The 23,292-nt window shown below is 73.0% G+C and carries 20 protein-coding genes and 1 tRNA gene; 11 read left to right on the forward strand and 10 right to left on the reverse strand.

What is annotated here, in order from left to right:
• From HWD93_RS15450 to argS, 7 genes are all read right to left on the reverse strand, one after another.
• A partial coding sequence (locus HWD93_RS15450) for a Rho termination factor N-terminal domain-containing protein (RefSeq protein WP_261647279.1) occupies positions 1–215 on the reverse strand: 215 nt, incomplete at its 3' end.
• Positions 216–376: 161 nt separating this feature from the next.
• Positions 377–1,336 carry a homoserine kinase gene (gene thrB, locus HWD93_RS15455; RefSeq protein WP_261647280.1) on the reverse strand — a complete coding sequence of 320 codons (960 nt, stop codon included), beginning with the start codon at positions 1,334–1,336 and terminating at the stop codon, positions 377–379.
• Positions 1,337–1,368: 32 nt separating this feature from the next.
• The gene (gene thrC / locus HWD93_RS15460) at positions 1,369–2,448 is read right to left on the reverse strand and encodes a threonine synthase (protein WP_070416299.1); all 1,080 of its coding nucleotides are present in this window, start codon (positions 2,446–2,448) and stop codon (positions 1,369–1,371) included.
• A gap of 44 nt (positions 2,449–2,492) precedes the next feature.
• On the reverse strand, positions 2,493–3,800 hold the full coding sequence (locus tag HWD93_RS15465) for a homoserine dehydrogenase (protein ID WP_071296239.1): 1,308 nt from the start codon (positions 3,798–3,800) through the stop codon (positions 2,493–2,495).
• A gap of 44 nt (positions 3,801–3,844) precedes the next feature.
• Entirely contained in the window at positions 3,845–5,248 is a 1,404-nt protein-coding gene (lysA, locus tag HWD93_RS15470) for a diaminopimelate decarboxylase (RefSeq protein ID WP_261647281.1), read from the reverse strand.
• 115 nt (positions 5,249–5,363) lie between these two features.
• On the reverse strand, positions 5,364–6,119 hold the full coding sequence (locus HWD93_RS15475) for an LmeA family phospholipid-binding protein (RefSeq protein ID WP_071296237.1): 756 nt from the start codon (positions 6,117–6,119) through the stop codon (positions 5,364–5,366).
• 210 nt (positions 6,120–6,329) lie between these two features.
• Positions 6,330–8,000, reverse strand: coding sequence for an arginine--tRNA ligase (gene argS / locus HWD93_RS15480; RefSeq protein WP_070416303.1), 1,671 nt, complete (start codon positions 7,998–8,000; stop codon positions 6,330–6,332).
• A 59-nt stretch (positions 8,001–8,059) separates the two neighbouring features.
• Here argS and HWD93_RS15485 point away from each other — a divergent pair, with 59 nt between their 5' ends.
• The 5 genes from HWD93_RS15485 (at position 8,060) to HWD93_RS15505 (ending at position 15,492) form a co-directional block, all read left to right on the forward strand.
• Positions 8,060–8,635: a hypothetical protein gene (locus HWD93_RS15485; protein ID WP_071296236.1), complete on the forward strand. Its 576-nt coding sequence runs from the start codon at positions 8,060–8,062 to the stop codon at positions 8,633–8,635.
• Positions 8,636–8,934: 299 nt separating this feature from the next.
• Positions 8,935–9,006: transfer RNA gene (locus HWD93_RS15490), tRNA-Arg, on the forward strand.
• 136 nt (positions 9,007–9,142) lie between these two features.
• A complete protein-coding gene (locus HWD93_RS15495) occupies positions 9,143–10,204 on the forward strand; it encodes a Gfo/Idh/MocA family protein (RefSeq protein WP_261647282.1) in 1,062 nt (353 codons plus the stop codon).
• 45 nt (positions 10,205–10,249) lie between these two features.
• The gene (locus tag HWD93_RS15500; RefSeq protein ID WP_261647283.1) at positions 10,250–14,176 is read left to right on the forward strand and encodes a Pls/PosA family non-ribosomal peptide synthetase; all 3,927 of its coding nucleotides are present in this window, start codon (positions 10,250–10,252) and stop codon (positions 14,174–14,176) included.
• Positions 14,101–15,492 carry a M1 family metallopeptidase gene (locus tag HWD93_RS15505; protein ID WP_261647284.1) on the forward strand — a complete coding sequence of 464 codons (1,392 nt, stop codon included), beginning with the start codon at positions 14,101–14,103 and terminating at the stop codon, positions 15,490–15,492. The genes HWD93_RS15500 and HWD93_RS15505 overlap by 76 nt, the downstream gene beginning before the upstream one ends.
• Positions 15,493–15,517: 25 nt before the next feature.
• Here HWD93_RS15505 and HWD93_RS15510 read toward each other — a convergent pair whose 3' ends face one another.
• Positions 15,518–15,814: a helix-turn-helix domain-containing protein gene (locus tag HWD93_RS15510; protein ID WP_092386939.1), complete on the reverse strand. Its 297-nt coding sequence runs from the start codon at positions 15,812–15,814 to the stop codon at positions 15,518–15,520.
• A gap of 45 nt (positions 15,815–15,859) precedes the next feature.
• Here HWD93_RS15510 and map point away from each other — a divergent pair, with 45 nt between their 5' ends.
• On the forward strand, positions 15,860–16,627 hold the full coding sequence (gene map, locus HWD93_RS15515) for a type I methionyl aminopeptidase (protein WP_261647285.1): 768 nt from the start codon (positions 15,860–15,862) through the stop codon (positions 16,625–16,627).
• Here the strand turns inward: map and HWD93_RS15520 are convergent.
• The gene (locus tag HWD93_RS15520; RefSeq protein WP_261647286.1) at positions 16,611–17,174 is read right to left on the reverse strand and encodes a 4'-phosphopantetheinyl transferase superfamily protein; all 564 of its coding nucleotides are present in this window, start codon (positions 17,172–17,174) and stop codon (positions 16,611–16,613) included. The genes map and HWD93_RS15520 overlap by 17 nt on opposite strands.
• 24 nt (positions 17,175–17,198) lie before the next feature.
• Positions 17,199–17,402, reverse strand: coding sequence for a hypothetical protein (locus HWD93_RS15525; protein ID WP_022905704.1), 204 nt, complete (start codon positions 17,400–17,402; stop codon positions 17,199–17,201).
• 274 nt (positions 17,403–17,676) lie between these two features.
• Between HWD93_RS15525 and HWD93_RS15530 the strand changes: the two genes are divergently transcribed.
• The 5 genes from HWD93_RS15530 (at position 17,677) to HWD93_RS15550 (ending at position 23,120) form a co-directional block, all read left to right on the forward strand.
• Entirely contained in the window at positions 17,677–19,620 is a 1,944-nt protein-coding gene (locus HWD93_RS15530) for a TPM domain-containing protein (RefSeq protein WP_261647287.1), read from the forward strand.
• A gap of 56 nt (positions 19,621–19,676) precedes the next feature.
• The gene (locus HWD93_RS15535) at positions 19,677–20,402 is read left to right on the forward strand and encodes a PspA/IM30 family protein (protein ID WP_070416310.1); all 726 of its coding nucleotides are present in this window, start codon (positions 19,677–19,679) and stop codon (positions 20,400–20,402) included.
• A 45-nt stretch (positions 20,403–20,447) separates the two neighbouring features.
• Positions 20,448–21,269, forward strand: a complete 822-nt coding sequence (locus HWD93_RS15540) for an arginase family protein (protein ID WP_261647288.1) — start codon at positions 20,448–20,450, stop codon at positions 21,267–21,269.
• Positions 21,270–21,357: 88 nt separating this feature from the next.
• Positions 21,358–22,761, forward strand: coding sequence for an NAD(P)/FAD-dependent oxidoreductase (locus HWD93_RS15545; protein ID WP_261647289.1), 1,404 nt, complete (start codon positions 21,358–21,360; stop codon positions 22,759–22,761).
• A 2-nt stretch (positions 22,762–22,763) separates the two neighbouring features.
• Positions 22,764–23,120, forward strand: coding sequence for a Fe-S oxidoreductase (locus HWD93_RS15550; protein ID WP_175496070.1), 357 nt, complete (start codon positions 22,764–22,766; stop codon positions 23,118–23,120).
• Positions 23,121–23,292: the final 172 nt, after the last annotated feature.

Here is a 23,292-nt window from a genome sequence, read left to right on the forward strand (position 1 = left end):
GCCACGGGGGCCTCGACCGCGGGTGCGGCCGGCTCGGCGGGAGCGTCGTCCGTCACGGGACGCTTGTCCTCGATCGAGGCGATGAGGTCACCCTTGCGGAGCTTCGAGAGCCCCGTGATGCCGAGGGAGGAGGCGATGCGCTGGAGTTCCGGGAGCCGGAGGGCGCGCAGATCGCTGGGGATCTCCACCTGGGTGGAGTCGTTGACGTTCGTCAAGGTCGGTGTTTCCTTTCGAACCGCAGAACGCGGAGAGTTTCCACCGTCCCGGATGCACGGGTATGCATCGACCGCCGTTCAGACGACGGACCGGGATTCGGTGATCAGAAAGAGATTGCCCCCGCGCACCGGACCCAGCATGGCGAGGAAGTTCCTGCTGCCTACGCGGGTTCGGCTTGGAGCGCCGAGTGCGACACCACTGTAGCACCACCGAGGTCGACGGCCAGCATGAGCGCCCGCCAGTCGGATTCCCCGTGTCGCGACACGAGGTCGGCCGCGGTGAGTCGCTGCGCGGGATCGCTGCCGAGGACCAGGAGGCTCGGGCCGGCTCCGGAGACGACCGCCGCCAGGCCGTGCTGCCGCAGCAGGCCGATGAGGGCGTCGGTCTCCGGCATGGCGCTGGCACGGTAGGCCTGGTGCAACCGGTCCTCGGTCGCCGCCAGGAGCAGCTCGGGGCTCTGGATGAGCGCGGCGACGAGCAGGGCGGAGCGGGACACGTTGAACGCGGCGTCCTCGTGCGGGACGCTCGCCGGCTGCAGGGAGCGCGCGAGCTTCGTCGAGAGCGTGGAGGTCGGCACGAAGACCACCGGCGAGACACCGCGGTGGACGAGCAGGCGCTTGTACGCCGGGCCCTCCGCCGTCATCCACGCGATGGTCAGCCCGCCGAAGAGTGCCGGCGCGACGTTGTCGGGGTGCCCCTCCATCTCGGTCGCGAGCGTGAGCAGGGTCGAGGCGTCGAGGTCGACGACGCCCTCGAGCAACCCGCGCGCGGCCATCAGCCCGGCGACGATCGCGGCCGCCGAGGACCCCATGCCGCGGCCGTGCGGGATGGCGTTCACCGCGTGCAGCTCGAGTCCGGGCTGCTGTGCGACGCCGGCGTGCTCGAGCCCGCGGCGCACGGCGCGGACGACGAGGTTCGTGTCGTCGGTGGCGACCTCACCCGCGCCGACACCGTCGACCGTGACGGTCGCGCCGGGCTCGGGCCGGACCCGGACGACGACCTCGTCGTAGAGCGACAGGGCGAGGCCGAGGGAGTCGAACCCCGGTCCGAGGTTCGCGGAGGTCGCCGGGACCCGTACGCGGACCGCCCGTCCGGCCGGTACAGCGATCTGGGCGGTCATGCCCTCCCCCGGTCCGGACGAGCGGTCGGGGCTCACTCGGCGCCGACCAGTCCGAGCACGTCGGCGACCGACTTGGTGTCGACCGGGACGCTCGTCGGGGTGACCTCGCCGCCGTCCTGCGTGCGGAGCGCCCACTGCGGGTCCTTGAGGCCGTGGCCGGTCACCGTGATGACGACCTTCGCGCCCTTCGGCACGACTCCGGCGTCGGCACGCTCGAGGAGCCCGGCGACGCCGATGGCCGAGGCGGGCTCGACGAAGACGCCGACCTCGGCGGAGAGGATGCGGTGCGCGGCGAGGATCGCCTCGTCGGTGATGGCACCGAAGTAGCCGTCGGTCTCGTCACGGGCTTCGAGCGCGAACTCCCACGAGGCCGGGTTGCCGATGCGGATCGCGGACGCGATGGTGTCCGGGTTGCGGACGACCTCACCGCGGACGATCGGGGCCGAGCCCGCGGCCTGGAAGCCGAACATGCGCGGGAGCCTGGACGACCGACCGGCGGCCACGTCCTCGCGGTAGCCGCGGGAGTACGCCGTGTAGTTGCCCGCGTTGCCGACCGGCAGGAAGTGGAAGTCGGGCGCGTCACCGAGGACGTCGACGACCTCGAACGCGGCGGTCTTCTGCCCCTCGATGCGGTCGTTGTTGACCGAGTTCACCAGGTGCACCGGGTAGTTCGCGGCGAGGTCGCGCGCGATGTCGAGGCAGTCGTCGAAGTTGCCCTGCACCTGCAGCAGCTGGGCGTCGTGGGCGACGGCCTGGCTGAGCTTGCCCATGGCGATCTTGCCCTCGGGCACGAGCACCGCGGCGGTGATGCCGGCGTGCGTGGCGTACGCGGCGGCGGAGGCGCTGGTGTTGCCGGTCGAGGCGCAGATGACGGCCTTCGCGCCGTGCTCGACGGCCTTCGAGATCGCCATGGTCATGCCGCGGTCCTTGAACGACCCGGTCGGGTTCATGCCCTCGAACTTGACGTAGACCTCGGCCCCCGTGCGCTCGGACAGGCGGCGCGCCGGGATGAGCGGGGTCCCGCCCTCACCGAGCGTGACGACGGGCGTCGCCTCGGTGACGTCGAGACGGTCGGCGTACTCGCGCAGGACACCCTGCCACTGGTGGGCCATGAGGCTCCCCTTCTTGTCGGTTCTGGAGTTCGGTCGGGCGCGGCTCAGGCGCCGACGACGCGGAGGACGCTCGTGACCTCGGCGACGACGTCCTCGTTGCGGAGGGCGACCACCGTCGCGGCGAGGTCGGACTCGCGCGCCAGGTGCGTGCCGATGACGAGGGTCGCGGTCGCGTCGGACCCGGTGGCGACGGTCTGCTCGACGGTCTCGACGCTGACGCCGTGCTTCGCGAGGACGCCGGCGACGGTCGACAGCACACCCGGGGCGTCCGTGACGTGCAGCGTGATCTGGTAGCGCGTGCGGACGGTGCCGATCGGGAACACCGGCAGCGCGGACTGGGTCGACTCGGCGATGCCGGGGCCACCGATGACGTGTCGGCGCGCGGCGGACACCAGGTCGCCGAGGACGGCCGAGGCGGTCTCGACCCCGCCGGCACCGGCGCCGTAGAACATCAGGTCGCCGGCGGCCTCGGCCTCGACGAACACGGCGTTCTTCGCACCGTGCACGCTCGCGAGCGGGTGCGACTCCGGCACCAGGGCCGGGTACACGCGGGCGCTGACGCCCTCGGTGCCCTGCTCGTCGGTCAGGCGCTCGGCCGTCGCGAGGATCTTCACGACGTACCCGGCCTTGCGCGCGGCCCGGACCTGCTCGATCGTCACCGAGGTGATGCCCTCGCGGTGGACGGCGGCGAGCGGCACCGAGGTGTGGAACGCGAGCGACGCCAGGATCGCGGCCTTCTGCGCGGCGTCGTAGCCCTCGATGTCGGCGGTCGGGTCGGCCTCGGCGTACCCGAGCTCGGTGGCGGTCGCGAGGGCGTCCTCGAACGTCGAGCCCTCGCGGTCCATCAGGTCGAGGATGAAGTTGGTCGTGCCGTTGACGATGCCCATGATGCGCTCGATGCGGTCACCGGCGAGGGAGTCGTGCAGCGGTCGGATGATCGGGATCGCGCCGGCGACGGCTGCCTCGTAGTAGAGCTGTGCGCCCACCTGCTCGGCGACCGCGAAGAGCTCCGGGCCGTGGGTCGCCAGGAGGGCCTTGTTGCCGGTGACGACGTCGGCGCCGGACTGCAGCGCCTGGAGCACGAGCGTCCGTGCCGGCTCGATGCCGCCGATCAGCTCGACGACGATGTCCGCGCCGAGGATGAGCGACGCCGCGTCCGTCGTGAAGAGCTCCTTCGGCAGGTCGACGTCGCGCGGGGCCTCGAGGTCGCGCACCGCGATCCCGACGAGCTCGAGGCCGGCCCCGGCGCGCGAGGCGAGCTCGTCGCCGTGTTCGAGGAGCAGCCGCGCCACCTGGGAACCGACCGAGCCGGCTCCGAGCAGCGCGACGCGGACGTTGCGGTATTCGATCATCTGGTGCGGGTCCTGTTCGTGGGGAGTCGGGTCGTCCGAGGGGCTCAGGCCCCCGGGACCACCCCGGTGTCGCGGGCGAGGAGGTCGTCGATCGACTCGCCACGCACGAGGATACGGGGTACGCCGTCGGCGACCGCCACGACCGGCGGGCGTCCGACGTGGTTGTAGTTGCTCGCCAGGCTCCAGCAGTACGCACCGGTGGCGGCCACGGCGAGGAGGTCCCCGCGGTGCACGTCACCGGGCAGGTACTCGTCGTTCACGACGATGTCGCCGGACTCGCAGTGCTTCCCGACCACGCGGGTGAGGACGGCGGGGGCGTCGGACGTCCGGGCGAGCCGGGCCGTGTAGTCGGCGCCGTAGAGCGCGGGTCGGGCGTTGTCGCTCATGCCGCCGTCGACCGACACGTACGTCCGGGTGGCGGGCTCCTGCTCGTCGTCCGAGAGCGTCACGGGCTTGATGGTGCCGACGCGGTAGAGCGTGATGCCCGCGGGCCCGACGATGTACCGGCCGGGCTCGACCGCGATCTCGGGGACCGGGATGTCCCGCTCGGCGCAGGCCTCGGCCACGATGGCCGCCAGCGCGTCGGCGACGTCCTCCGGCTCGAACGCCGAGTCGGCCTCGGTGTAGTCGATGCCCCAGCCGCCGCCGAGGTTGAGCTCCGGCACCGGACCGGTCGCCACGAGCGTGGCGTGCACGTCCATCAGGCGACGTGCGGCCTCGCGGAAGCCGGACTCGTCGAAGATCTGGGAGCCGATGTGCGAGTGCAGGCCGACGAAGGCGAGCGAGGGCTCGGCGCGCACGGCCTCGGCAGCGGTGACGGCCTCGGTCAGGGGGATGCCGAACTTCTGGTCCTCGCGCGCGGTGGCGAGGTACTCGTGCGTCGACGCGTGCACCCCGCTGTTGATCCGGATGCGCACGCGCTGCACGACCCCGGCATCGGCCGCGGCACGGGCGACGCGCTGCACTTCCTCGTGGCTGTCGAGGACGATGGTGCCGACGCCGACCTCGACCGCGCGGGCGATCTCGGCGTCCGACTTGTCGTTGCCGTGGAAGCCGAGGAGCGCCGGGTCGACTCCCCCGGCCAGGGCCACCGCGAGCTCGCCACCGGTGCACACGTCGACGCGGAGGTCGGCCTCGACCATCCACGCCGCGACCTGCGTCGTCAGGAACGCCTTGCCGGCGTAGTAGACGTGCGACCGGGTGCCGATCCGCTCGAACGCCTCGGTGAAGGCGTTCCGCACCCGCACCGCACGGGACTGCACGTCGCGTTCGTCGACCACGTACAGCGGCGTGCCGAACTGCGCGACCAGGTCGGACGCGGCGATCCCGCCGACGACGAGCTCGCCGTCGTCGGTCCGGGTCGCGGAGGCAGGCCAGATCCGCGCGGTCAGCGCGGAGGCGTCCGTCGGGAACCGCAGGTGCTGCGGGGCAAGGGGGTTCTCGCTCACGGGACCCGATCCTACCGAGCCGAGCCGCGCCTCTCCCACCGGCACGGCGGGCCGCCGCTGGCGCGTCGCCCCGGAACCGGCGGCGGGGCCCCGGCCGTGTGACGCAGCCACGCGCTCAACCGCACGAACCGACCGTCTGCAGCCCCGCCTCGTTGAGCGGCAGCGAGTCGGCCGTGACGCGCACCGTCGCCTCGGAGGCGGTGACGTCGAGCGACCGCACGAGGAGCCCCGACGGCAGGAACTGCGCCGTGCAGACCTCGACGGGGACGTTCGTGACGCCCGGGATCGAGTCCACCTTGAGGCCGAGCGACGAGTTCGTGATCCGCACCGTCTTCGGCGTGATCGTGATGCCCTTACCGTCGTCCTGCGCGGCGACGTCGCCCTTCGCCGCGTAGGTGATGTCGTAGCCGAGGACCGCGGTCTTGCCGGAGAGCTCCACGCCACCGTCGGCCAGGCTGAGCCGGTCGAACAGCGGGCTGTACTTCGACAGGTCCTTCACGGACGAGGCCGCGAGCCGGACGTGGCCGTCGACGTCGCGCACGTCGCCCTTGCCGTCGACGGGCACGTCACGCGCGGTGACGTCGGCGGCGAGCGGGATGCCGTCGATCGTGAGCTTCTCGGAGGAGATCTCGACCTCGTCGAGCTGCCCGCTGATCAGCTGCGGGATGACGATGCCCTTCGCGTGCGCCTCGACCTCACCGGTGGCGCCGGACGGCAGCGACTGCTCGACCTGCTGGGCGATGATGCGGTCGACGACCCCGCGGAGGACGAACTCGGCGATCACGACGAGCGCGGCGAGGACGACCACGACGACGATCAGCACGACGGGCCAGCGACGGCGCTTCCGGGGGGTCACGGTGGCGGCGGACATGCGTCCCACCTTGCCAGGTGGCCCCGGCAGCGAGCCTGGAGGCGCGGCGTGCGCCCGGCGCGTCGGCCGGACGGGCGCGCGGTCGCGGTCGCGCCGGCCGCGTGCGCCCAGCGCCCGCCGCACAACGGAAGTCGCCCCGAACCACGGCATTCCGCAGTTCGGGGCGACTTTGGTTGTGCGCAGCGCTCCGCGCCGGCCGCACGATGACCGCTACATGCGCTCCGGCGCCGTCACGCCGAGCAGGCCCAGCCCGTTGCGGACGACCTGGCCGGTGGCGTCGTTCAGCCAGAGGCGCGTGCGGTGCAGGTCCGTCACGGCCTCGTCGCCGAGGGGCGTGACCCGGCAGGCGTCGTACCAGCGGTGGTAGAGCCCGGCGAGCTGCTCGATGTACCGCGCCACACGGTGCGGCTCGCGCAGCTCGGCAGCCTGGCGCACCACGCGCGGGTACTCCGCCAGGGCGCCGAGCAGGGCCCCCTCGGTGTCGTGCGTCAGGAGCGAGGCGTCGAAGGCCGACCGGTCCACCCCGGCGTTCGCGGCGTTGCGGGCCACGGACTGCGTGCGGGCGTGGGCGTACTGCACGTAGAAGACGGGGTTGTCGTTCGTGCGCTTCGTGAGCAGGTCGAGGTCGATGTCGATCGCGGTGTCACTGGCGAACCGGACGAGCGAGTACCGGCCGGCGTCCACGCCCACGGCGTCGACGAGGTCCTCCATCGTGACGATCGTTCCGTTGCGCTTCGACATGCGCATCGGCTCGCCGTCCTTGAGCAGGTTGACCATCTGCCCGATGAGGATCTCGAGGTTCTTGCCCGGCTCGTCCCCGAACGCGGCGCACATCGCCATCATCCGGCCGACGTAGCCGTGGTGGTCCGCGCCGAGCATGATGAGGTTCCGCTCGAAGCCGCGCTCGCGCTTGTCGAGGTAGTACGCCAGGTCGCCGGCGATGTAGGCGGGCTCGCCGTCCGACTTGATGACGACGCGGTCGCGGTCGTCGCCGAAGTCGGTGGTCCGGAGCCACTCGGCACCCTCGGCCTCGTACATCACGCCCGCCGAGCGGAGTCGCTCGATGGCGCGCTCGACGGCCTTCGACTCGTGCAGGGCGTTCTCGTGGAAGTACACGTCGAAGTCGACGCCGAAGTCGTGCAGCGACGACTTGATGTCGGCGAACATGAAGTCGACGCCCTCGCGCCGGAAGAGCTCCTGCGCCTCGTCGCGCGGCAGGTCCTTGACGTCGACCGACGGGTCGAGCGTCGCGATCACACGCGCCGCGATCTCGGCGATGTACGCGCCGCCGTAGCCGTCCTCTGGCGTGGGCTCACCGAGCGCCGACGCCACGAGGGAGCGGGCGAAGCGGTCGATCTGCGCGCCGTGGTCGTTGAAGTAGTACTCGCGGGTGACGAGGCCGCCCTGCGCCTGGAACACCCGCGCGAGGCTGTCACCCACCGCGGCCCAGCGCACGCCGCCCATGTGGATCGGCCCGGTCGGGTTCGCGGACACGAACTCGAGGTTGATCCGCACGCCGTCGTACAGGTCGCCGTGCCCGAAGGACTCGCCGCCCTCGACGATCGTGCGCGCGATCTCGCCGGCAGCGGCGGCCTCGAGCGTGATGTTGATGAAGCCGGGGCCGGCGACGTCGACCGAGTCCACGCCGTCGAGCTCGGTCAGCTCGCCGGCGATCTCCGTCGCGAGCTCGCGCGGGTTCGTGCCGAGCCGCTTCGCGAGCTGCATCGCCGCGTTCGAGGCCCAGTCGCCGTGCGCGCGGTTCTTCGGACGTTCGAGTGCCGCGTGGGACTCCTCGATGGTCACGGTATCGGACGCGCCTCGTCGCTCGACGATCCCGGTCAGGATCGACAGGTACGCGGCGGAGAGTTCGGCAGGAGTCACGAGGGTCGAGTCTACCGGGACGCACAGGTCCTCCCCGGTCGATGCACCATCATGTCGGGATGACCACCCGCAGCCGCGTCCGGGCGATCAGCGTCGCCCTCCTCACCGTGTCCGCGTCCGTCGCCCTGGTGGCGTGCTCCGGCGGCGGCTCGGACGGCGCCACGCCGAGCGCCACGGCGGGTCCGATCGGGAAACGGGTCGCACAGACGTGCGCCGAGCTCCTGCCCGCCGACGCCCTGTCCGTCTACGGGAAGACGTTCACCCTCGACGACGACTTCACGCCGGAGAAGGGGACCCCGGCGGCGCGCATCGCCGAGCAGCGCGGCCGCGTGTGCCACTGGAGCGCGACCGACGACGCCTCGACGACGATCACGGTCGCCGTCGCCGACCTGCCTGAGAAGTCGCTCACGAACCTCAAGGACGCGCTCTACGAACGGGGCGGATCCGTGCCGACCTACCGGGTCGAGGGGTACTTCTCGCTCACCGACGGCGTCGGGCGCGCGGACGCCTTCGCCGACCCGTACTGGATCACCGCGACCTCCACCCTCTTCACCGAGCCCGGCGGCGCGCAGCCGGTCGTCGACGCGGTGCGGAGCGTCGTGCAGCCGAGCGCGTCCGCGACGCCGGCCGGCTGACCCGACACGGGTCGATCTCGCTTGCCATCGCGCGCGTTCTGGGAAAGACCGGCACCGAGCGCGCCCCGCGCCCGCCGTACCCACCAGACGGACGGGAGGCGCAGTGCGGCCCTGCCCCGCGCCTCCTGTCCGTCAGCTAGTCACCCGCGTACCCTGGCGGGAACGGGCATACCTGGTCGATTCTTTCGACCGAGTACGCCCGATCCCGCTTCCCATCGCGCACGTTCTGGGAAGGACCGGGGTCGACACGCGTGGTCTCGGACAGCCGTGCGGACCTGCTACGGTTGGTTCCACCCAGGGCCCCCATAGCTCAGGGGATAGAGCACTGCCCTCCGGAGGCAGGGGCGGAGGTTCGAATCCTCCTGGGGGCACAGTGACATCCCCGCGGAAGCAGGCGACTTCGCTTCGCTCAGGCGGCTGCCCGCGATGTCGGCTTCGCCGACCTTCCCTCCGGGGGCGGTCAGGGCAGGGGCCATCAGGGGTGCACAACGCGGTAGCGTCGGGGGCATGAGCCTCGTGTTCCCGGAACCTGGTGTTGCGCCGCTGCGAGGCGGGCCGAGGCTCGGGTGGGGCGTGATCGGGCCCGGCGAGATCGCGGGCGACTTCACGTCGACGCTCCACGCGAACTCCGACCAGCGCGTCGTCGCCGTCGGCTCCCGCTCCCCCGAACGCGCCGCCGCCTTCGCCCGGCGACACGGGATCCCCGGCGTGCACGGCTCGTACGAGGCCCTCGTCGCCGACCCCGCCGTCGACGTCGTCTACGTCGCCTCACCGCACCCGCAGCACCTCGGCCACGCGCTCCTCGCGATCGCCGCGGGCAAGCACGTCCTCGTCGAGAAGCCGATGACCACGTCCGAGGCGGACACCCGCACCCTCGCCGAGGCCGCCCGCAGCGCCGGGGTGTTCGCGATGGAGGCGATGTGGACCCGGTACCTCCCGGGGACCACCGTCGTCGCACGGCTCCTCGCGGACGGCGCCCTCGGCGACGTCCGGCTCGCGTCCGTCGACGTCGGCTGGCCGCACGACCCCGACCCCGCCGACCGCATGTTCGACCCCGCCGCCGGCGGCGGCGCCCTCCTCGATGCCGGTGTCTACGGGCACTGGTTCGCACGGTTCGCCGCCGGCGCCCCGGTGACCAGCAGCACGACGGGAGCGGTCTCCGGACGCGGGGTGGACCTCCAGTCCGTCACCGTGTCGACGTCGGCCGGAGGCGCGCAGGCCGTGGTGACCACGACGATGACGGCGTGGACGCCCGGACTCGCGGTCATCGCGGGGAGCACGGCCACCGTGCGGTACACCGACCACTTCGTGTTCCCGGCGTCCTTCGCGCTGCACCACGGCGCGGAGGCGGCGCACTGGGAGGACGAGAGCGGCCTCCGTGGCAGACAGGGCCTCGTCTGGCAGACCGCGGCGCTCGCGCAGTACGTCGGCGAGGGGCGCACGGAGTCGCCGCTGCACTCGCTCGACGACTCGATCGGGCTCGCCGCGACGCTCGACGCGGCGCGGTCCGCGCTCGGTCCCCGGGTGGACGCCCCCGGTGTTTCCGAACGCGACACGTCCACCCGCTAGGATCACGGGCCGGTCGACCCCGCACGCGACCGGGAAGAGGACTCGATGACCGCAGCCACCGGGAACCCGCAGCACGAACTCGCCCGGGGCGCCGACGCCCCGGCACCACGGACCCTGCTCGACGTCCTCACCGCGACCGCCGCCGAGCACCCCGACGCCACCGCGCTCGAGGACCCGGCCGGCACGATCGACTACGCGACGCTCGTGCGACTGGTGCACGAGCAGGCCGACGACCTCGCGCGACGCGGGGTCCGACGGGGCGACCGGGTGGGCGTCCGGATCCCGTCCGGCGGCCGCGACCTGTACGTGTCGATCCTCGCGGTGCTCGCCGCCGGCGCCGCGTACGTCCCGGTGGACGCGGACGACCCCGAGGAACGCGCCACGCTCGTGTTCGGCGAGGCCGGCGTCGTCGGCGTGATCGGAGTGGGCGGCGTCCTGCGTGACCGCGACGGCGCGGAACTCCCGGTGACCGACCCCGCGGCGAGCGCCGAGCTCCCCCGGCAGGACGACGACGCGTGGATCATCTTCACGTCCGGGTCGACCGGTGTGCCCAAGGGCGTCGCCGTGACGCACCGGTCCGCTGCGGCGTTCGTGGACGCCGAGGCGCGGATGTTCCTGCAGGCCGCGCCGATCGGTCCGGGCGACCGGGTGCTGGCGGGTCTGAGCGTGGCGTTCGACGCGTCGTGCGAGGAGATGTGGCTGGCGTGGGGCCACGGTGCGTGCCTGGTGCCGGCACCGCGGTCGCTCGTGCGCACCGGGGTGGACCTGGGGCCGTGGCTCATCGCGCACGGGATCACGGTGGTGTCGACGGTGCCGACGCTCGCGGCGCTGTGGCCGGACGACGCGCTGGAGCAGGTGCGGTTGGTCATCTTCGGTGGTGAGGCCTGCCCGCCGGAGCTCGCTGCGCGGATCGCGAGCCGCGAGCGGGAGGTGTGGAACACGTACGGTCCGACCGAGGCGACGGTGGTGGCGTGCGGTGCCCTGCTCGACGGGAGCACGCCGATCCGGATCGGGTTGCCGTTGGACGGCTGGGACCTCGCGGTCGTGGACGCGGCGGGTGCCCGGGTGGAACCGGGGGGCGTCGGGGAGCTCGTCATCGGCGGCGTCGGGCTCGGGCGGTACCTGGACCCGGCGAACGACGCCGAGAAGTACGCGCCGTTCCCGGAGCTCGGGTGGGACCGGGCGTACCGGAGCGGTGACCTGGTGCGGTACGACCCCGAGGGACTCGTGTTCCAGGGTCGTGCGGACGACCAGGTGAAGCTCGGCGGTCGTCGCATCGAGCTCGGGGAGATCGACGCGGCGCTGCAGGGGCTTCCGGACGTGGCCGGGGGTGCTGCCGTGGTGCAGCGGACGCCGGCGGGCAACCAGGTGCTGGTCGGGTACGTCGCGCCGGTCGCGGGTGCGACGGTGGACGTGGCGGCGGCGAACGCTCGGCTGCGCGAGGAGCTCCCGGCGGCGCTCGTGCCCCTGCTCGCGGTGGTGGACTCGCTGCCGACGCGGACCTCGGGCAAGGTCGACCGTGCCGCGCTCCCGTGGCCGTTGGCGGGGTCGTCGGACACGGCGATGCTCCCGGACACGGTGGCGTGGATCGCCGAGCGGTGGTCCGCGATCCTCGGGGTGCCGGTGGCGAGCGTCGACGACGACTTCTTCGCGCACGGCGGGGGGTCGCTGACGGCGGCGCAGCTCGTGTCGGCGATCCGTGAGCGCTTCCCGACGACGACGGTGGCCGACGTGTACGACCACCCGCGGATCGGGGCGCTGGCGGACGCGCTCGACGACTCCGGCCCGGTGACGTCGGTGCCGCGCGACGTCCGGCCGGTCCCGCCGGCGACGGGTGTGGTGATGACGGTGCTCGGGCTGCCGCTGCAGGTGCTCCGTGGTCTGCGGGTGCTGACGTGGACGGCGCTCGTGGCGGCGGTGCTGCACGCGACGACGCTGCCGTCCGTCCCGGTCCTGCCCTGGCCGGCGCTCGTCGTGGCGCTCGTCCTGTTCGTCACCCCGGCGGGGAAGATGGCCGTGACGGTCGTCCTCGTCCGGGCCCTCCTCGTCGGGGTGCGTCCGGGTGACCACCCCCGTGGCGGGTCGGTGCACGTGCGGGTCTGGCTCGCCGAGCGGATCGCTGAGGCGGTGGACGGCCCCTCGACGGCCGGTGCGCCGTGGATCAGCTACTACGCCAGGGCCTTGGGCGCGACGATCGGCAAGGACGTGGACCTGCACGCGCTGCCGCCGGTGACCGGGATGCTGACGGTCGGCAAGCGAGCGTCGATCGAGCCCGAGGTCGACCTCGCCGGACACTGGGTGGACGGCGACGTGTTCCGGCTCGGCCGGGTCCGGATCGACGCGGACGCCGTGGTGCACAGCCGGACGACGCTGCTGCCGGGTGCGTACGTGGGCGTCGGTGCCGAGGTGGAGGCCGGTTCCGCGGTCGCCGACCGGGTCCCCGACGCGGAGCGGTGGGCGGGGTCGCCGGCGGAACGCGTCGGGTCGGCTCGGCACGACCGGGAGGCGCGGCCCCCGTCCCGACGCCGGTGGCTGCTGGCGTACGGGGCCGGGTCCCTGGCCGTGGCCGGGTTGCCGGTGATCGGTGTCGCCGCGGGTGTGGCGCTGGTGTGGCTCCTCGTCGGACCGGTCGCGTCCCTCCAGCGGGCCGTGCTGCTCTCGCTGGCGTGGGTACCGGTGGGGACGGTCGTCGCGGGGCTCGTGTACGCGGCACTCGTCGTGGCCGCGGTGCGGTTGCTCGGCATCGGTCTGCACGAGGGTCGGCACCCGGTGCGCTCCCGCATCGGCTGGCAGGTGTGGACGACCGAGCGGATCCTCGACGGCGCCCGGACGCTGCTGTTCCCGGTGTACGCGTCGCTCGTGACCCCGCTCTGGCTCCGGCTGCTCGGGGCGCGGGTGGGACGGAACACCGAGATCTCGACGGTCCTGCTCATCCCGGCGCTCACGCAGATCGCGTCGGGGGCGTTCCTCGCCGACGACACGATGGTGGCGACGTACGAGCTCGGCGGCGGTCGGGTGCGGATCGGTCGGTCGAAGGTGGGGCGGCGGGCGTTCCTCGGCAACAGCGGGATGACCGGCGCCGGACGTTCGGTGCCGCGCGAGGCCCTGGTCGCGGTGCTGTCCGCCGTCCCGAAGAAGGCGAAGCGCGGATCGTCGTGGCTCGGCTCTCCCCCGGTGCGGCTCCGGCGCGCGACGGCGGAGTTCGACGAGGAGCGCACGTTCCGGCCGCCGCGGTCCCTCAAGGTCGCTCGAGGCTGCTGGGAACTCCTGCGCCTGGTCGCCCCGATGGTGTCCGCGGGGATCGCGCTCGGGGTCGTCGGCACGCTGCTCGCGCTCTGGACGGCCGTGGGCATCGGGTGGACGGTGCTGCTCGCCGGGCCGGTGCTCATCGTCGCCGGTGCCGTCGCAGCGGTGGTGTCGACGATCGCGAAGTGGTCCTTCGTCGGCCGGATCGCCGCCCGCGAGCACCCGCTCTGGTCGTCGTTCGTGTGGCGGAACGAGGTGCAGGACACGTTCGTCGAGACCGTCGCCCGGCCGTGGTTCGCCGAGCAGGCGACGGGGACCCCGGCCCTCGCGGCGTGGCTCCGCAGTCTCGGGGCGACGATCGGCCGCGGTACCTGGCTCGAGACGTACTGGCTCCCGGAGGCCGACCTCGTGACGATCGGGTCCGGAGCCGCCGTGGCCCGCGGCACGGTCGTGCAGACGCACCTGTTCCACGACCGGGTGATGCAGCTCGACGAGGTCCGTCTCGACCCGGGTGCGACGCTCGGGCCGCACAGCGTGGTGCTGCCGGCGGCGGGCATCGGACCGGGCGCCACCGTCGGGCCGGCGTCCCTCGTGATGCGCGGCGAGCAGGTGCCCGGCGGGACGCACTGGTCCGGCAACCCGATCGCTCCGTGGACATCGGCGCCGCCGGTGCCGGCGCGGTCGTCCGTCGAGCACGTCGCCGTGGCAGACTCGACGGCACCGTGAAGCCCGCCTCGACGAACCCAGACGCCGACCCGTACACCCCGCACAGCGGCGACCGACGCTGGAGCGCCCACCACTACGAGCTCCGTCTGGAGTACCGCGTCGCGACGAACCGCCTCGACGGCACCGCGACGATCACCGGCCGTGCGCACGAGGACCTCGACCGTGTCGTCCTCGACCTGCACGGCATGACGGTCGACCGGGTGGACGTCGACGGCAAGCGGGCGAAGAAGCACACGGCCGCGACGCACAAGCTCACCGTGACCCCGGCCGAGCCGGTCGCCGCCGGCACGGACTTCACCGTCCACGTGCGGTACCGCGGCACACCGCACCCGCTCCGCAGCCCGTGGGGCCAGATCGGCTGGGAGGAGCTGACCGACGGCGTCATCGTCGCCGCGCAGCCCACCGGCGCCCCGTCGTGGTTCCCGTGCAACGACCGACCGGACGACAAGGCCACCTACCGGTTCGAGATCACCGCCGAGGCCGCCTACGACGTCGTCGCGAACGGCGAGCTGCTCGGCAAGGAGCGCGCCCGCGCCGGCACGACGTGGACGTACGCCACGACCGAGCCGATGGCGACCTACCTCGCGACGGTGCAGATCGGGCGCTACCGCACGACGAAGCTCCGCGGCTCGGACACCCCCGTCACGCTGCACCACCCCGCCGACCTCGGCACGGCCGCGAAGACGGACTTCGGACGGGTACCGGACATGCTCGCCCTGTACGCCGACCGGTTCGGGCCGTACCCGTTCGCGTCGTACGGCGTCGTGGTGACCGACGACGAGCTCGAGATCCCGCTCGAGGCGCACGGCCTGGCGGTGTTCGGCCGGAACCACGTCGACGGCGAGCACGGCACCGACCGGCTGATCGCACACGAACTCGCGCACCAGTGGTTCGGCAACTCGGTGACGGTCGCCAGGTGGAAGGACATCTGGTTGCACGAGGGCTTCGCCTGCTACGCCGAGTGGCTCTGGTCGGAGCACCGCGGCGGCGAGTCGGCGGACACCCTCGCGGCGACGTACCGCGACGGGCTCCTGGAGCAGCCCGAGGACCTGGTCGTGGCCGACCCGGGCCCGAAGGACATGTTCGACGACCGGGTCTACAAGCGCGGCGCCCTGGCCCTGCACGCCGTCCGCCGGTCGGTCGGCGACGACGCGTTCTTCGCCGGGCTCCGGACGATCACCGAGCGACACCGGTACGGGTCGGTCGCACCGGAGGACGTGCACGCCGCGTTCGCCGACGCAGCAGGGACCGACGTCGACGCGGTCCGGGCCGTGACGGCACCCTGGCTCGACGAGCCCACCGTCCCCGCGCTCTAGGGATCGGTCGGCGGCGTCGCGCGCGTCAGCTCGCGGTCTCGACCAGGTCCGGAGCGCCGCCGACGTCGGCCGTCTCCGGGGTACGGTTCACCTCGGCCCACACCGCGTCGAGGGACAGCCCGACGACCCCGGCGACGGACGCGATCGTCGAGAACGCCGGCGTCGCGATGCGGCCGGTCTCGATCTTCCGCAGCGTCTCCGGCGAGATCCCGGCCCGCAGCGCCGTGTCGAGCATCGAGCGCTCCCCGCGGGCACGACGGAGCAGCGCTCCGAGCCGCCGACCACGGGCGACCTCAGCGGGGCTGAGCGGGAGACGGACCATGTGCCCACACTAATACCGGTCTTCCAGTACCGGTATGATCATCCCATGATCGAGATCCTCACCCCGGCCGAGGTCGACCGGGCCCGCGCCACCGGAGCGCTCGTCGGCACGATCCTGCAGACCCTGCGCGAGCGCACCCGCGTCGGCACGAACCTGCTCGAGATCGACCGGTGGACGAAGGCGATGATCGAGGACGCCGGCGCCGAGTCCTGCTACGTCGACTACGCCCCGTCGTTCGGACGCGGGCCGTTCGGCCACCACGTGTGCACCGCCGTCAACGACGCCGTCCTGCACGGACTCCCCCACGACCGGACCCTGCAGGACGGCGACCTGCTGACGCTCGACCTGGCCGTCTCGCTCGACGGCATCGCCGCCGACGCCGCCGTCAGCTTCGTGGTCGGCACACCGGACCCGGCCGACCTGGCCCTCATCGACGCCACCGAGCGCGCCCTCGCCGCAGCGATCGAGACCGCCGGCCCCGGCGTCCGCACGGGCGACCTGTCGCACGCCATCGGCACGGTGCTCGAGGGCGCCGGCTACCCCGTCAACGTCGAGTTCGGCGGCCACGGCATCGGCTCGACGATGCACCAGGACCCGCACGTGTCGAACACCGGGCGACCCGGACGCGGCTACACCCTCCGCCCCGGGCTGCTCCTCGCGCTCGAACCGTGGGTGATGGCGGACACCGACGTGCTCGTCACCGACCCGGACGGCTGGACGCTCCGCAGCGCCACGGGAGCACGCACCGCGCACACCGAGCACACGGTGGCGACAACCGAGGACGGCGTCGAGGTCCTCACGCTCCCACGCTGACCGGAGCCCCTCCCGCCGCGACCGCGAGCACCACGTCGACCGCGGGGAACAGCACCGAGACCGGCTGCGACACCCCGTCGAGGACCGCCGTGCCCCGACCCAGGTCGACGTCGACGCGGGTGGGGTCCACCCGGAGTCCTCGACCGTCACGCTTGAGGACGGCCTCCTTCACCGCCCAGCACGCCGCCCGTGCAGTGTCGTCGCCGGACCGGGCGAGCTCCCCGGGCGTGAACGCGTCGAGCGGGGCTGCCGCGACCCGCGACACGCGCTCGAGGTCGACGCCGATCCCGGGTGGTCCGACGGCCAGTGCGACGAGGTCGGCGGTCCGTGCGAGGCTCACGCCGACGGCGGAGCCGTCGACCTCGGCCCAGGGGCGACCGTGGTCCGTCGCAGCGCAGTGCGGGCAGACGCGCCCCGCGCGCACGGCCGACACGTCGACATCCGCCGCCGACGCGACGGCGGTGAGCAGCGCCTCCCGGTCCGCGTCGGGACTGCCGCCGGACCGCCGGATCGTCACCACGACGGTCTGGAGGCGCGGGAGACTCACGCAGGCGAGCCTACGTGGGGTGGTTCAGGCGTGGGTGAGCGCGATGAGCGCGACGTTCATCGTGCTGTAGAGCCCTTCGGACCGGGTCGCCTGGCGCACCCGTCCGCGGAGGACCTCGTAGCGGCCGTCGTGCTCGCGCACGAAGCCGATGACACCGCTCGCCGGCGTCGACACACGGTGGTAGCCGTCCTCGAGTGGGACGACCTCGGTGCTGGTTGTTCGCTCCATTGCAGTTCCCCTGTCTCGTTCGTCGTCGAACGCTCCCCGAGCATACCCCGGTCCGGGGTACAACACCTGCACAGGCCCGGGGTTCCACGAGGGTTCGCCCGGAGTCTGTCCGAGCGCTGCGCGGCGTGGATAGACTCCGGGCAACAGCGCTCCGGGGCGCGGTTCCGGGGGTACTCGGACCGTGACCACGGCGACGGACGGAGGACGGATGCGAGCGGTCCAGGGCGGATCGGCCACGGGCACGACGAGGACCGACAGGGGGACGCCGGGGCTGGTGGGACGCATCGCTGCGGCACTCCTGGCCGTGTTCCTCGTGCTGGCACCGGCGGCGACGGCGCGAGCGACCGCGCCGGTCGACCTCGGTGGCGCGTACGTCCTCGACGAAGCCGACGTGCTCAGCTCCTCGCAGCAGTCCCGGATCGAGAACGCCGTGCAACAGCTCTACACGGACACGAAGACCCAGCTCTACGTCGTCTTCGTCCCGACGTTCACGAACCCGTCAGACCACACCGAGTGGGGCGCCGCGACGATGTCGGCGAACCAGATCGACTCCGACGGCATCCTGCTGTCGGTCGCCGTCGACGACCGGAACTACGACGTCCAGCAGACGAACGAGACGAGCATCTCGGAGTCCGACGTCCAGTCCGCGGTGGACGACGACCTGCTGCCGGCCCTCAAGCAGAGCGACTGGTCCGGTGCCGCGCTGGCCTTCGCGAACGGCCTCGCCAACACCCAGGCGCCGCCGGACCTCACCTGGCTGTGGATCCTCCTCGCCGTCGTCGTCGTCGCGGTCGTCGTCGTGGTGCTCGTCGTCCGGACGCGGAACAAGCGCCGGACGGCCGCCGCGACGAAGGCGCAGGAAGCGTCCCTCGCCGACCTCGAGCGGACCGCCGGTGGCGCCCTCGTGACGATCGACGACGAGCTGCGCACCGCCGAGCAAGAGGTCGGGTTCGCCACCGCGCAGTTCGGGGCCGACGCCGCGAAGCCCTTCGCCGAGGCGGTCGCCGCGGCGCAGCAGGCCGTGCGCAAGGCCTTCACGTTCCAGCAGCAGCTCGACGACGAGATCCCGGACTCACCGCAGCAGCGCGCCGACTGGGCGAACCAGATCATCGCCATCTGCGAGCAGGCGCACGCCTCGATCGAGGAGCAGACGGAGTCGTTCGACAAGCTCCGCTCGCTCGAGGACGGCGTCGAGGACGCCGCTGCCGCGCTCGCGCAGGCCGTCGCGGCCGCCCTGGCATCGGTCCAGCAGGCGAGCGCCGCGCTGGACCGGGTCCGCTCGGCGTACACCGGCCGGACCCTCGCCACCGTGTCGGACAGCGTCGACCAGGCCGAGCAGGTCCTCGCCTACGCGACCGAACGGTCCCAGGCGGCCACCGCAGCGATCGCCGCGGGCGACAAGGGCGAGGCGGTCGTCGCCGTGCGCGACGCCCAGCACGCCCTCGCGCAGGTGCAGCAGCTCACGTCGAGCGCGAGCGCTGCCGAGTCGAGCTTCGCCGAGGCCACCGCACGCGCCGAGGCGATGCGCGTCGACATCGAGGGCGACGTCGCCGCGGCGCGCACCCTCACCGTCGGCGGACCGGAACTCGCCGCCGCGGTCACCCGTGCCGAGACCGTGCTGCGGCAGGGCTTCGACCCGAAGGACCCGATCACCGCGGTCGACGCCCTCACCAAGGCGAACACCGAGATCGACCAGGCCATCGCCGCGGCCCGTGGCGCCGAGGAACAGCAGCGTCGGGCATCCCGTGCGCTCGACGACGCGCTCCGCGACGCCCGGAACCGGATCAGCCAGGCGCGCGAGTTCATCTCGCTGCACCGCGGCGGGGTCGGACCGACGGCGCGGACGCGGCTGTCCGAGGCGCAACGAGCACTCGACGACGCCGTCCAGCTCGCCACGACGGACCCGGGGCAGGCGCTCCAGGCAGCGCGTGCGGCCGAGCAGTACGCGGCGGCCGCGATGGACGCCGCGAACGACGACATGGGCGGCTGGGGCGGTGGCGGCGGCCTCGGCGGCGGTGGCGGCAACGGCGCGCAGCTCGGCGGCCTCGTCACCGGCATCGTGCTCGGTGGCCTGCTCGGCGGTCGCGGCGGCAGCTACGGCGGCGGCTCCTTCGGGGGTGGCGGCTTCGGCGGAGGCGGCGGCTTCGGGGGCGGCGGCGGCTTCGGCGGGGGCGGCGGAGGCGGCGGGGGCGGTTTCTCCGGCGGCGGCCGCTTCTAGACCCGGCACCACAGACCAACAGCACCACACCAGTCCTTCCACGAAAGGGAACAGCAATGGCAAAGCAGACGATCTTCGGGCGGATCTCGACCCTCGTCCGGGCGAACATCAACCAGCTCATCGACGACGCCGAGGATCCCCAGAAGATGCTCGACCAGCTCGTGCGGGACTACACGAACAACATCGCGGACGCCAAGACGGCGATCGCGCAGACGATCGGCAACGTCCGACTGCTCGAGCAGGACCACGAAGAGGACAAGCGGGCAGCGGTGGAGTGGGGCCAGAAGGCCGCCAACGCCTCCTCCGCTGCGGACAAGTACCGCACCGAGGGCAAGACGGCCGAGGCGGACAAGTTCGACAACCTCGCCAAGATCGCGATCGGCAAGCAGATCGCGGCCGAGCAGGAGGTCAAGGACGCCGAGCCGAACCTCGCCTCGCAGAACGAGGCGGTGGAGAAGCTCAAGTCGGGCCTCGCCGGCATGGAGCAGAAGCTCGAGGAGCTCCGCTCGAAGCGCGACAACCTCGTCGCCCGGTCGAAGACGGCCGAGGCGCAGTCCAAGGTCAACGACGCGCTCGGCAACATCGACGTGCTCGACCCGACGAGCGATCTCGGCCGCTTCGAGGAGAAGGTGCGCCGCGAAGAGGCGAAGGTCCTCGGCCAGCAGGAGCTGCAGTCGTCGAGCCTCGACTCGCAGTTCGAGAGCCTCGAGGACGTGGGCAAGGACGCCGAGGTCGAGGCACGGCTCGCCGCCCTGAAGTCCGGCGGTTCGTCGAGCATCTGACGCGCTCCTCGGACGACGCCGGACCCCGCCTGACAGACTGGCACGATGCAGTTCCTCGTGGTCGGTCAGTGGCAGGGTTCGGCGTCGTCCCGTGCGATGCGCCTCGGGGACGGAGCCGCGGCGATCGCGGCCGACCTCCCGCGCGCGTCGACCACCGTGGTCGACGTCCCGGCGGGCGCCGGCGACCGTCTCGAGACGGCCGTCGCCCGGTACACCTCGGTGCTCTCGGTGGCCGAACGCGTCGCCGAGGAGACCACGGTGTCGAGCGAGCCGGTCCTCGTCGTCGGCGGTGACGGTGCGAGCGTGCTCGGCGCCACGGTCGGGCTCGGACCGGACACCGCCTTCGTGCGGATCGCGGGGTCGAGCGGCTTCCGGGCACTCAACCGCGCGCAGCCCGTCGCCGCCGAGACCGCCGTGCTCCGCATCCTCGTGGACCGCCCCGACGACCTGTTCCCGGCCCTCCCGACCCTGGCGGCGGCGTCCGTCGTCGTCGCCGGCGTGCGCGGGGTCGAGGACGCCGAGGCAGGTGCCCTCGACCGTGCCGGGATCGTGCACCTCGACGTCGACGCCGCCACCCCGGACGCGATCGCGGCAGCGGTGGACGCCACCGGTGCCCAGGCGGTGTTCGTGCACGTCGACCTGGACGTCCTCGACCCGTCCGAGGTCGACGGGCTGCTCGAGCCCGTCCCGTTCGGGTTGGACGGCGCCGGACTCGTCGAGCGCATCCAGGCCGCCACGCGCGGACGACGCCTGGCGGGCGCGGCCCTGACCGGCTTCGCGCCGGTCGACCCGGACCGCGCGGTCGACGACCTCGGCGTCATCCTGCGTGCGGTCGGCGCGCTGACGAGCGCGTCCCGCACCGTCTGACGGTCCCGGCACTCCCCCGCGGACCCGTTCTCCACGGGTACGCACCGCGCCCGGCATGACCCATGCCGATCCGCGTACGCTCGGCGACATGACGGACTACGACCTCATCGTGATCGGCGCCGGCGCAGTCGGCGAGAACGTGGCGGACTACGCCAAGAAGCGCGGCCTGTCGGTCGCCATCGTGGAGGCCGAGCTCGTCGGCGGCGAGTGCTCCTACTGGGCGTGCATGCCGTCCAAGGCCCTGCTGCGCAGCGGGCACGCGCTCGCCGCGGCGAAGCGCCTCGACGGTACGAAGCAGGCGGTCACGGGCGACCTCGACGCGGCGCACGTGCTCGCCCGACGGAACTCCTTCACCTCGGACTGGAAGGACGACGGCCAGGTCTCGTGGCTCGAGTCCGCCGACATCGACCTCATCCGCGGCCACGCCCGGATCACCGGCGAGAAGACGATCGAGGTCGACGGCGCGACGTACACGGCAGCCGCGGCGATCGCGGTCGTCACGGGCTCGCTGCACACCCTCCCCGACGTCCCGGGGCTGGCCGACGCGACGCCGTGGGGCACGCGTGAGGCCACCAGCGCGCAGACGGTGCCCGAGAGCCTGCTCGTCATCGGCGGCGGGGTCTCCGGCTCGGAGCTCGCGACCGCGTGGGCGTCCCTCGGGGCGAAGGTCACGCTCGTCGCACGGCACGGGCTGCTCGGCGGCATGGAGCCGTTCGCGGGAGAGCTCGTCGCCGACTCCCTCCGCGAACTGGGCGTCGACGTCCGCACCGGCGTGAACCCCACCCGCGTCGACCGCGACGAGCACGGCCTCGTCACGACGACGCTCGACGACGGCTCGACGGTCATCACGAGCGAGGTCCTCGCCGCGACCGGACGCGCCGCGACCACGAAGGACCTCGGCCTCGAGTCCGTCGGGCTGACCGCGGGCGACTGGCTGCAGGTCGACGACACGATGCTCGTGCAGGGCACCGACTGGCTCTACGCCGTCGGCGACGTCAACCACCGCGTGCTCCTCACCCACCAGGGCAAGTACCAGGCGCGCGCCGCGGGCGAAGCGATCGCCGCTCGGCACCAGGGCACGCCGCTGCACACCGAACCATGGGGTGCGCACGTCGCCACCGCCGACCACGCTGCCGTCCCGCAGGTCACCTTCACCGACCCCGAGGTCGCGAGCGTCGGCCTGACCGAGGCCAAGGCCCGCGAGCAGGGGCTGAACGTCAGGGCGGTCGAGTACGAGCTCGGCAACGTCGCCGGCGCCTCGCTGCAGGCGGACGGCTACACCGGGCGGGCGAAGATGGTCGTCGACGAGGACCGCGGGGTCGTCGTCGGCGTGACCTTCGTCGGCCAGGACGTCGCCGAGATGCTGCACGCCGCGACGATCGCCGTCGTGGGCGAGGTCCCGGTCGACCGCCTCTGGCACGCCGTCCCCGCCTACCCGACGATGAACGAGATCTGGCTGCGACTGCTCGAGACCTACGGCCGCCCGGAGTAGCGGTGCGGAACCCCCTGCTCGACTCCCCCGTGTCCCGGGCGGGGTGGGCGTTCGCGACCGCGGTCGGCCTCGCCGTCGGCGTCCCGCTCTCCACCGGGAAGGTACGGGTCGTCGACGGGCTGATCGTGTGCACCGGGCTGCCGCGGTGGGTGTTCCGCCGCGGTGGCACCTGCGTGGGGTCGGTCTACCTCACGCGGGACAACGACGGCGACCGGGTGCTCCGGCACGAGCGGGTGCACGTCGACCAGTGGCGGCGGTACGGGATGCTCATGCCGATCGTGTACGCGTTGGCGGGGCAGGATCCGCTGCGGAACCGGTTCGAGATCGAGGCCGGCCTCGAGGACGGCAACTACCGCTGACGCGCGTGCGGCGCGCCCGCGCCCGCTCGCCCCGAGGTCGCACGACACGCCGCGCGTGCGGCGGCGAGGTCGCACGAAGTGCCGCGCGCCGGGCGCGCGAGCGGCAGTTCTCGCGACCTCGCGGGGTGGAGCTGGCCGACACCCCGACGGGAGGCGCGGGACGGTCTCGCAC

Source organism: Curtobacterium sp. C2H10 (assembly GCF_025407985.1).
Lineage (GTDB): Bacteria > Actinomycetota > Actinomycetes > Actinomycetales > Microbacteriaceae > Curtobacterium.